Source organism: uncultured Cedecea sp. (assembly GCF_947498825.1).
GTDB lineage: Bacteria > Pseudomonadota > Gammaproteobacteria > Enterobacterales > Enterobacteriaceae > JGM124.
In genome coordinates, this window is record NZ_CANMLV010000003.1 from 255,226 (window position 1) to 264,411 (window position 9,186).

6 protein-coding genes and 2 tRNA genes are annotated in these 9,186 nt (G+C 47.5%); 1 reads left to right on the top strand and 7 read right to left on the bottom strand.

The genetic code is table 11. The features are described 5' to 3' along the window. Nucleotides 1-18: 18 nt before the first annotated feature. From Q1A40_RS06245 to nagB, 7 genes are all read right to left on the bottom strand, one after another. Nucleotides 19-103 (bottom strand) — tRNA-Leu (locus Q1A40_RS06245). Nucleotides 104-108: 5 nt separating this feature from the next. Continuing rightward, nucleotides 109-185: transfer RNA gene (locus Q1A40_RS06250), tRNA-Met, on the bottom strand. 298 nt (nucleotides 186-483) lie between these two features. Next, nucleotides 484-2,145, bottom strand: coding sequence for an asparagine synthase B (gene asnB / locus Q1A40_RS06255; protein ID WP_299998579.1), 1,662 nt, complete (start codon nucleotides 2,143-2,145; stop codon nucleotides 484-486). 426 nt (nucleotides 2,146-2,571) lie between these two features. Further along, nucleotides 2,572-3,327 (bottom strand): HAD-IIA family hydrolase, encoded by a 756-nt coding sequence (locus Q1A40_RS06260; protein ID WP_299998580.1) that lies wholly within the window; start codon nucleotides 3,325-3,327, stop codon nucleotides 2,572-2,574. 189 nt (nucleotides 3,328-3,516) lie between these two features. Then, on the bottom strand, nucleotides 3,517-4,737 hold the full coding sequence (locus Q1A40_RS06265; protein WP_299998581.1) for an N-acetylglucosamine repressor: 1,221 nt from the start codon (nucleotides 4,735-4,737) through the stop codon (nucleotides 3,517-3,519). A gap of 5 nt (nucleotides 4,738-4,742) precedes the next feature. Continuing rightward, nucleotides 4,743-5,891, bottom strand: a complete 1,149-nt coding sequence (gene nagA, locus Q1A40_RS06270; RefSeq protein ID WP_299998582.1) for an N-acetylglucosamine-6-phosphate deacetylase — start codon at nucleotides 5,889-5,891, stop codon at nucleotides 4,743-4,745. 25 nt (nucleotides 5,892-5,916) lie between these two features. Then, a complete protein-coding gene (gene nagB / locus Q1A40_RS06275) occupies nucleotides 5,917-6,717 on the bottom strand; it encodes a glucosamine-6-phosphate deaminase (protein WP_299998596.1) in 801 nt (266 codons plus the stop codon). Nucleotides 6,718-7,056: 339 nt separating this feature from the next. Here nagB and nagE point away from each other — a divergent pair, with 339 nt between their 5' ends. Next, nucleotides 7,057-9,093, top strand: a complete 2,037-nt coding sequence (nagE, locus tag Q1A40_RS06280) for an N-acetylglucosamine-specific PTS transporter subunit IIBC (protein WP_299998583.1) — start codon at nucleotides 7,057-7,059, stop codon at nucleotides 9,091-9,093. Nucleotides 9,094-9,186 lie beyond the last annotated feature (93 nt).

The following is a 9,186-nucleotide window of genomic DNA, read 5'->3' on the forward strand; positions in this document are numbered from 1 at the left end:
CAACGTCGAACGAAATAATGGTGCGGGAGGCGAGACTTGAACTCGCACACCTTGCGGCGCTAGAACCTAAATCTAGTGCGTCTACCAATTTCGCCACTCCCGCAAATTTGGTGGCTACGACGGGATTTGAACCTGTGACCCCATCATTATGAGTGATGTGCTCTAACCAGCTGAGCTACGTAGCCATCTCATTACGCATTACCTTCTTCGGCGTTGCGGGGCGCATTATGCTAAGTTGGCCGGGCAGCGTCAACAAGTTTTTTTCCAAAAAACCGTGGAATCGGTTCATTTGAATGACTTACGAACAGCTTGATTGATTTATCGGCAAATATTTTCGTTTCTATGCGTTGCGTCAGTGAATGTTGTAGAAATGAAAGCGAACTGTGGGAGGCGTGGTAAGGGGTATGGTCAGAAAAAAGCAAAAAAGAGATTAATCAGCAACGCATAGCGCGGGCTGATTAATCTCCTATAAAAAGGGCTTTGTTAGTAAGCGGACTGATGTACGCCAACAGCGCGACCAGAAGGATCGTTCATCGCTTTAAAGGATTCATCCCACTCAATGGCTTTAGCAGAAGAGCAAGCCACTGAAGGACCTCCTGGGACGCATTTAGCGGCATCAGCCAGTGGGAACAGCTCTTCAAAGATTTCACGGTACAAGTAGGCTTCTTTAGAACCCGGCGTATTGTACGGGAAGCGGTAGCTGGCGGTGGCCAGTTGCTGATCGGTTATCTGCTGGGCCGCGACTTCTTTCAGGCTGTCAATCCAGCTATAGCCTACACCGTCAGAGAACTGCTCTTTTTGGCGCCAGGCAACGCTTGCCGGTAAATAGGACTCAAAACATTCACGCAGGATATGTTTTTCAATTTTGCCGTTACCGCACATTTTATCTTGTGGGTTAATACGCATGGCGACATCAAGAAACGCTTTATCCAGGAAAGGCACGCGAGCTTCCACGCCCCAGGCCGACATTGCCTTGTTGGCACGTGCACAGTCAAACATGTGCAGCGCCTGTAACTTACGCACTGTTTCCTCATGAAGTTCTTTGGCATCTGGTGCTTTGTGGAAGTAAAGATAACCACCAAAGACTTCATCAGAGCCTTCACCAGAAAGCACCATCTTGATACCCATCGCTTTTATTTTGCGTGACATCAGATACATCGGCGTTGAGGCACGAATGGTGGTCACATCATAGGTTTCAATGTGGTAAATGACATCACGAATCGCATCCAGACCTTCTTGCACCGTGAAATGAATTTCATGGTGTACAGTGCCTAAATGGTTAGCCACTTCCTGCGCCGCTTTCAGGTCAGGTGAACCCTCCAAGCCTACCGCGAAGGAGTGCAGTTGTGGCCACCAGGCTTCGCTACGCTCACCATCTTCAACACGACGTGCAGCATATTTTTTGGTGATGGCAGAAATAACGGAAGAGTCCAGGCCACCAGAAAGCAATACACCATAAGGAACATCAGACATAAGATGGCTTTTTACCGCGTCTTCTAATGACTGACGCAGTTGTTCTTTATCCGTGACGTTATCTTTTACCGCGTCATAGCTAAACCAGTCACGCTGGTAGTAGGAGCGAATTTCACCGTCTTCACTCGACAGATAGCTTCCTGCCGGGAACTCTGTGACCGAACGACATACCGGAACTAATGCTTTCATTTCTGATGCTACGTAGAAGTTGCCGTGCTCATCATGACCCATATAGAGAGGGATAATACCGATATGGTCACGGCCAATCAGGTAGGTATTTTTTTCACTGTCATAAAGAATAAAGGCAAACATCCCTTGCAAGTCATCAAGAAACGCGGTGCCTTTTTCCTGGTAGAGCGCCAGAATCACTTCACAGTCTGAACCGGTCTGGAAGGTATAGCGATCGCTGTATTCCGCACGCAGCTGCTGGTGGTTATAGATTTCACCGTTCACGGCCAGGACATGTGTTTTTGCAGGATTGTATAACGGCTGGGCACCGGCATTAATATCAACAATCGACAGGCGCTCATGCACCAGAATAGCGTTTTCACTGTCATAAACACCTGACCAGTCCGGGCCACGATGGCGCATCAGACGAGATAATTCCAGGGCTTTTTTACGTAACTCAACGCTATCACTTTTAATATCCAGTACGCCAAAAATTGAACACATAATACTTCTCCATAACCTGGTTCTGAGCAGTGAATTTGGTAATTATTTAACTATTTGACGATTTTGCTATGTCATTTATCAATAAAAATGCTCAATTAATGAGATAAATGCAAGTTTTTTGCTTCTTGGTTGATAAATATTTGGAACTGATTGTCGATTGATGAAAAAAGATGATGTTTGGGGGGGAGAAATTAGCGATTCGATAATTTTATCGGGGTTGCTACAGGGAAACGGCAGTAAAGCGTGCAGAAATATTCGCAATGGATAAAACGCCGGAACAGGTTCCGGCGCGAGAGTAATGACAAACCTTAAACCATCTCTGAATAAATAGAGATCGCCGAATAACAACAAGGAATATCAAATTATTTATTTTCAGCTGCTAACCACAAAGAAGGAAAAACCACGTTTTTCCTTCTTTGTCAGCAATCAGATCAGGTCGATGTCTGCGACTGAAGGATAAATCCAGGTCGGACGGAAGGGGACTGCATCAATGTCAGCCAGAGTCGAGACGCCAGACAGGACCAGAATTGTTTCCAGACCGGCCTGAAAGCCCGCCAGAATATCGGTACGCAGGTTATCACCGATAATGATTGTTTCTTCAGAATGTGCCTGAATTTTATTCAGCGCAGCGCGAATAATTAACGGACTGGGCTTCCCGACATAAAATGGCTCGTGGCCAGAAATTTTCTCAATACCAGCGCAAAGCGCACCACAGGCAGGGGAGAAACCATGGCCGTGAGTATCGGGATTCGTGGCGATAAAGCGTGCGCCATTGGCGACAAAATAGGCGGCTTTATACATCATGTCCCAGTTAAACGAACGCGTTTCACCGACAATGACAAAGTCAGGATTAATATCGGTAATCGTAAACCCGGCTTTATACAGTTCATGGATCAGCGCACCCTCGCCGATAACATAGGCTTTTTTACCTTCCTGGCGGCGCAAGAAGTCTGCTGTTGCCATCGCGGAGGTATAAAACATGTTGTCCGGGATCTCAATGCCTGCCGAGGCAAAGCGATTAGACAAATCCTGCCCGGTTTGAGAAGGGTAGTTGGTCAGCATGATAAGCGGCATTCCTTTGTCAAGGATGCGCGCGAGGAACTCTTTGGCTCCCGGTACCGCGGCATTATCGTGCATCAGGACACCGTCGATATCACAAATTACATTTTTAATAGTGGTCATCAGGTCATGGGCTCACGAATGAAAATCAGTAACTATCCCCGTCATACTTCAAGTTGCCTGGGTGTTGCGTGCCTGAGGTGCGGCGAATCACATAGTTTATCTATGCTCATCGACGGTCTCACTTCGCGTCTACAAGCAACTCGAATTATTTAAGGGATATAGCGTAAAATATCTGGCACGATTGGGAGATTAATTCTCAAGCAGGCGCAGTAATAGCATACCATTTAACATCGAACGTTTAACCAAAGCAAAAGCGCCAATCGCTGAACGATCGTCAAGCAGGGAACAGACGACAGGTAAATCTTTACGAAATGCGTTCAATACTTGCGCATTAATACACTGCTCAATGGCAGGAAGAATAACTTTCTCAGCAGCGGTTATTTCACCTGCCAGCACCACCTTTTGGGGGTTGAACAGGTTAATCGCCATAGAAATAGCCTTACCTAAATGGCGTCCGACATATTCCAGTACTTCACAGGCCAGCACATCCCCTTTATTCGCTGCTTTGCAGATGGCGGAGATACTACAGTCATCAAGCGTTAAGCGACTTTTATAGCCTTGATTCAATAAGTGGCGGACGCGTTGCTCAATGGCGGCGTTCGCGGCAATGGTTTCCAGACAACCAAAATTACCGCAATGGCAGCGATCGCCTAAGGGATCAACTTGTATGTGACCAATCTCGCCGACATTACCGTTACGGCCAAGGAAGATTTTACCATTAGATAAGATACCGGCCCCGGTTCCGCGATGCACTCGTACCAGAATAGCATCTTCACACTCTTGGGTTGCGCCAAAATAATGCTCTGCAAGCGCGAGACTACGAATATCGTGACCGACAAAACAGGTGACATTAAAGCGGTTTTCCAGTGCGTCAGACAGAGGCCATTTATCGACACTGATATGTGGCATATAACGCACAACGCCACCTTCGGGATCGACCAGACCCGGCAAAATAACCGAGATAGCAATCAGCTCACGAATTTTGCGTGCATTATTTTCAATAAATTGATTAATCGCGTTAAGCAGAGCTTCTTCCAGCGAATCCTGGTTTTTTTCCGGCAGGGCGTAATGTTCTTCGGCCAGCGACTTGGCACCGAGGCTGAATAATGTGATGGTAGCGTCATAGCGACCCAGACGTACGCCAACCGCCTGGAAGTTTCGTGTTTCGGCGACGATAGATATCGCGCGTCGGCCCCCGGTGGAGGCCTGCTGATCGACTTCTTTAATCAGCCCGCGCTCTAGCAAATGACGGGTGATTTTGGTGACACTGGCGGGGGCAAGCTGGCTTTGTTCGGCTATTTGAATACGTGAAATAGGGCCGTGCTGATCGATAAGACGATAAACTGCCGCACTATTTAACTGTTTTACTAAATCAATATTGCCAATCTGCCCTTGTCCGCCAGTAACCATTCGATTTACTCAGTGACGACTTCGTTACCATTAACGATAGTCTTGATAATTTTATAATCGTGGGTAAAGACAGTCAGGTTAGCAACTTTACCGGTGTCAATAGTCCCTAACTGTTTTTCCACACCTATTGCGCGGGCTGGATAAAGGGTTGCCATACGCAAAGCTTCATCCAGGGCAATGCTCGCGTGCTCAACCAGATTGCTGACTCCTTCGATCATGGTCAGAGCAGAACCGCTGAGTGTGCCATTTTCATCCACGCACAAGCCATCGCGATAGTATATTGTTTTACCAGCAAAAATGAACTGATCAATGTTTGCGCCTGCGGGAGCGGTCGCATCGGTTACCAGGCACAGTTTATCACCTTTAAGACGTTTTGCTGTACGAACATTAGCATAATCAACGTGTAAGCCATCAGCAATAATGCCGCAGTAAACGTCAGCTGCGTCAAAAATAGCGCCTGTCAGTCCCGGTTCACGTCCGGTAATATAAGGCATGGCATTAAACAGGTGAGTCGCAAAGGTAATTCCTGCGCGAAAACCTGTTTTTGCTTCTTTCGCGGTAGCACTGGAGTGACCGGCAGAGACAACAATCCCTGCATCAACCAGGCGGCGAATAACTTTGGGTTCAACCTGTTCCGGTGCGAGGGTTATTTTTGTAATCACATCGGCATTCTGGCATAAAAAATCCACCAGATGGGCGGTTGGTTTACGTACATACTTGGGATTATGGGTACCTTTTTTTGCCAGGCTCAACCATGGACCCTCAAGATGTAAACCCAGTGCCTGATTCTGATGCTGAGTCAGATACTCGCGCATCACCCGGACACTGTGCATCATCAGCTCGTCACTAGAGGTAATCAGAGTAGGCAGGAAGCTGGTGCAACCAGAACGCTCGTTGGCGTGTTGCATGATTTCAAGCGTTTCGAGTGATACGGCTTCAGCGCTGTCATTAAACTGAACACCGCCGCAGCCGTTTAATTGCACGTCAATAAAGCCGGGGGCGATAATCGCACCACCCACATTGCGTGTTTCAATATCTGCTGGCAAAGCGTCAACAGGACAGATTTCTTTAATCAGACCTTCAGCGATGACAACAGCCTGGCCATCCAGAATTTCATGACCGGTATAAACACGGCCGTGGGTTAATGCATACATAAGTTACCCCGGTTAATAAAGATGCTTACAGCGATTTAATGTTTTCGGCTTCAAGTTCGTTGAAATACTTCAACGTTTTCACTTTCAGTTCCATGGTTGAAGGCTCATCGCAAACAATGATGGCTTTCGCATGCAGCTGCAGGCAACTGATGGTCCACATATGATTCACATTACCTTCCACCGCAGCCTGAAGTGCCAGGGCTTTAACGCCACCCAGTGCCAGAATCATCACTTCTTCGGCATCCAGTAACGTGCCTACACCGACAGTCAGCGCATATTTAGGCACCAGATCAACATTGCCGCCAAAGAAGCGCGAGTTAGCCACACGGGTTTCATGGGTCAGGGTTTTAATACGAGTACGGGAAGCCAGAGAAGACGCCGGTTCATTAAAGGCGATATGACCATCGTTACCGACACCCCCCATAAACAGGTTAATTTTTCCGTAAGAACGGATTTTTTCTTCGTAGCGACGACATTCAGCATCGACATCATCAGCGCAGCCATTCAGCAGGTTAATATTTTCTGGCTGAATATCAACATGATCGAAGAAATTGCGGTGCATAAAGGTGTAGTAGCTTTCAGGATGCTCTTTCGGTAAGCCGACATATTCATCCATGTTGAAAGTCACAACGTGTTTAAAGCTAACCTGGCCTGCTTTATGCATCTCGATTAATGCTTTATAGGCTTCTAACGGCGTACTGCCTGTCGGTAAACCTAATACGAAAGGACGATCGGCGGTTGGATTGAACGCATTAATGCGTTGAACGATATGGCGGGCTGCCCATTTACCGACCTGAGCCGGATTTGTTAAAGGAATCAGTCTCATCATTTACCTCTAAAGTTGTATGCAAATAGGAGTCATTACGACGGAAGCTGTCTATTTTTAAGATAGTCCGTATCGTGATGGATTGTGCATAAGTCTGGATGCTTTGATTTTTTTAATCATAAAATAAGTTTTGCCATATAGCCAGAGGGGGGAAGGTGAATAAGCGATATTTGGTGATATTTATCACAATTTATAGCTATTTAATTTGCGATACGAATTAATTTTTTTCACACTGTCAGGTGTAATGTTAAACGTCGGCATGAACGAAATGTTGCCTGATAATAAAAAAAAACAGCTTTGAGCACCCCATAAACTGGGGCCTCATGAGGGGAATCAACAGTGAGTATTCTAGGTTATTTACAACGCGTAGGCCGCGCGTTAATGGTGCCTGTGGCAACATTGCCGGCTGCTGCAATACTGATGGGGGTCGGTTACTGGATTGACCCGGTTGCATGGGGTGGGAATAACGCTTTAGCTGCGCTATTTATTAAATCCGGTGCGGCAATTATCGAGAATATGTCAGTACTGTTTGCGATTGGTGTCGCTTACGGTATGTCTAAAGATAAAGACGGTGCTGCGGCACTGACCGGTTTTGTGGGTTTTCTGGTACTGACCACACTCTGTTCTCCCGCGGCAGTGGCAATGATTCAAAAAATCCCACTGGAGCAGGTTCCTGCTGCATTCGGTAACATCGAAAACCAGTTTGTCGGTATTCTGGTGGGGATTATCTCTGCAGAACTTTATAACCGCTTCAGTGGGGTTGAATTGCCAAAAGCGTTCTCCTTCTTCAGCGGTCGCCGTTTAGTCCCCATCCTCACCTCGTTTGTGATGATTCTGGTGGCTTTCATCATGATGTACATCTGGCCAATTATTTTTGATGGGCTGGTGAACTTTGGTGAGCATATTCAGAAACTTGGCTCTGCCGGTGCGGGTATCTATGCCTTCTTTAACCGCCTGTTAATCCCAGTTGGTCTGCATCATGCGTTGAACTCTGTATTCTGGTTTGACGTTGCGGGTATTAATGATATTCCTAACTTCCTCGGTGGCGCACAGTCCATTGAAGAAGGTAAAGCGGTTGCCGGTATCACCGGTCGTTATCAGGCGGGCTTCTTCCCGATTATGATGTTTGGTCTGCCGGGTGCGGCACTGGCTATCTATCACTGCGCACGTCCTGAAAACAAAGCGAAAGTGGCGGGTATCATGTTGGCTGCTGCATTTGCTGCCTTCTTTACTGGGATCACTGAACCGCTTGAGTTCTCCTTTATGTTTGTGGCGCCGGTTCTTTATGTGATCCACGCCTTCCTGACCGGGATATCGGTATTTATTGCGGCCAGTATGCACTGGATTGCCGGGTTTGGTTTCTCGGCCGGTCTGGTGGATATGGCGCTTTCTTCCCGTAACCCGCTGGCAACCCAGTGGTGGATGCTTATCCCACAAGGTCTGGTGTTCTTCGCCATTTACTACGTGGTCTTCCGCTTTATGATCAAAAAATTCAACCTGTTAACCCCTGGGCGTGAACTGGCGGTTGCGGGCAATGAAGCAGATGGTCGTGATGTGAATGTCAGCCATGCAGAACTGAATAAAGACAATGCAGCGGGTCTGGCTCGTGAATATATCGTTGCCGTGGGTGGGTCCGATAACCTGACTAATATTGATGCCTGTATCACGCGTCTGCGTTTAACCGTTAAAGATTCTTCGCAAGTTAATGAAGCCCTGGCTAAACGTCTGGGTGCGACCGGTGTTATCCGCCTGAACAAAACCAGCGTTCAGATTATTGTTGGTTTTGCCGCAGAGAAAATTGCTGATGCAATGAAAGCTGCGGGTCATGTTGCGGGCTCTAAGGCTCCGGCATCAGCCTGTGAACCGACTCCAGCTCCAGTGAAAGCTCAGGCTGCGCCAAAAGCGGATTCAGTCACGGTAGCTGCTTTGGTTGCTCCTGTTACCGGTGAAGTGGTTGCGCTCGACCAGGTACCTGATGAAGCCTTTGCCAGCAAAGCGGTTGGCGATGGTGTCGCCATTAAACCGACAGGTAAAACTGTGGTGTCACCTGCTGCGGGTACCATTGTTAAAATTTTCAATACCAACCATGCATTCTGCCTTGAAACAGTGCAAGGTGCTGAAATTGTGGTGCATATGGGTATTGATACCGTTGCTTTAAATGGACAAGGATTCACCCGTCTGGTTGAAGAAGGTGCAGAAGTCGCTGCCGGCCAGCCGATACTTGAACTGGATCTTGAGTTCCTGAACGCCAACGCGCGTTCTATGATAAGCCCGGTTGTTTGTAGCAATATTGATGATTTCGCAGGCCTGGTGATTCCGGCGGGCACAGAGGTGGTTGCAGGTCAGACTCCTCTGTATGAAATTAAAAGTAAATAATACCGCCCGAAAGGGCAATCGAGTAGGAGGCGGGATCACTCCCGCCGTCCTCTCACACCACCGTACGTACGGTTCCGTATACGGCGGTTCATG

Bases quoted from the DNA above. Each gene is read 5' to 3' on its own strand.
- asnB (WP_299998579.1), bottom strand. From the start codon at position 2,145: ATGTGTTCAATTTTTGGCGTACTGGATATTAAAAGTGATAGCGTTGAG.
- Q1A40_RS06260 (WP_299998580.1), bottom strand. From the start codon at position 3,327: ATGACCACTATTAAAAATGTAATTTGTGATATCGACGGTGTCCTGATG.
- Q1A40_RS06265 (WP_299998581.1), bottom strand. From the start codon at position 4,737: ATGGTTACTGGCGGACAAGGGCAGATTGGCAATATTGATTTAGTAAAA.
- nagA (WP_299998582.1), bottom strand. From the start codon at position 5,891: ATGTATGCATTAACCCACGGCCGTGTTTATACCGGTCATGAAATTCTG.
- nagB (WP_299998596.1), bottom strand. From the start codon at position 6,717: ATGAGACTGATTCCTTTAACAAATCCGGCTCAGGTCGGTAAATGGGCA.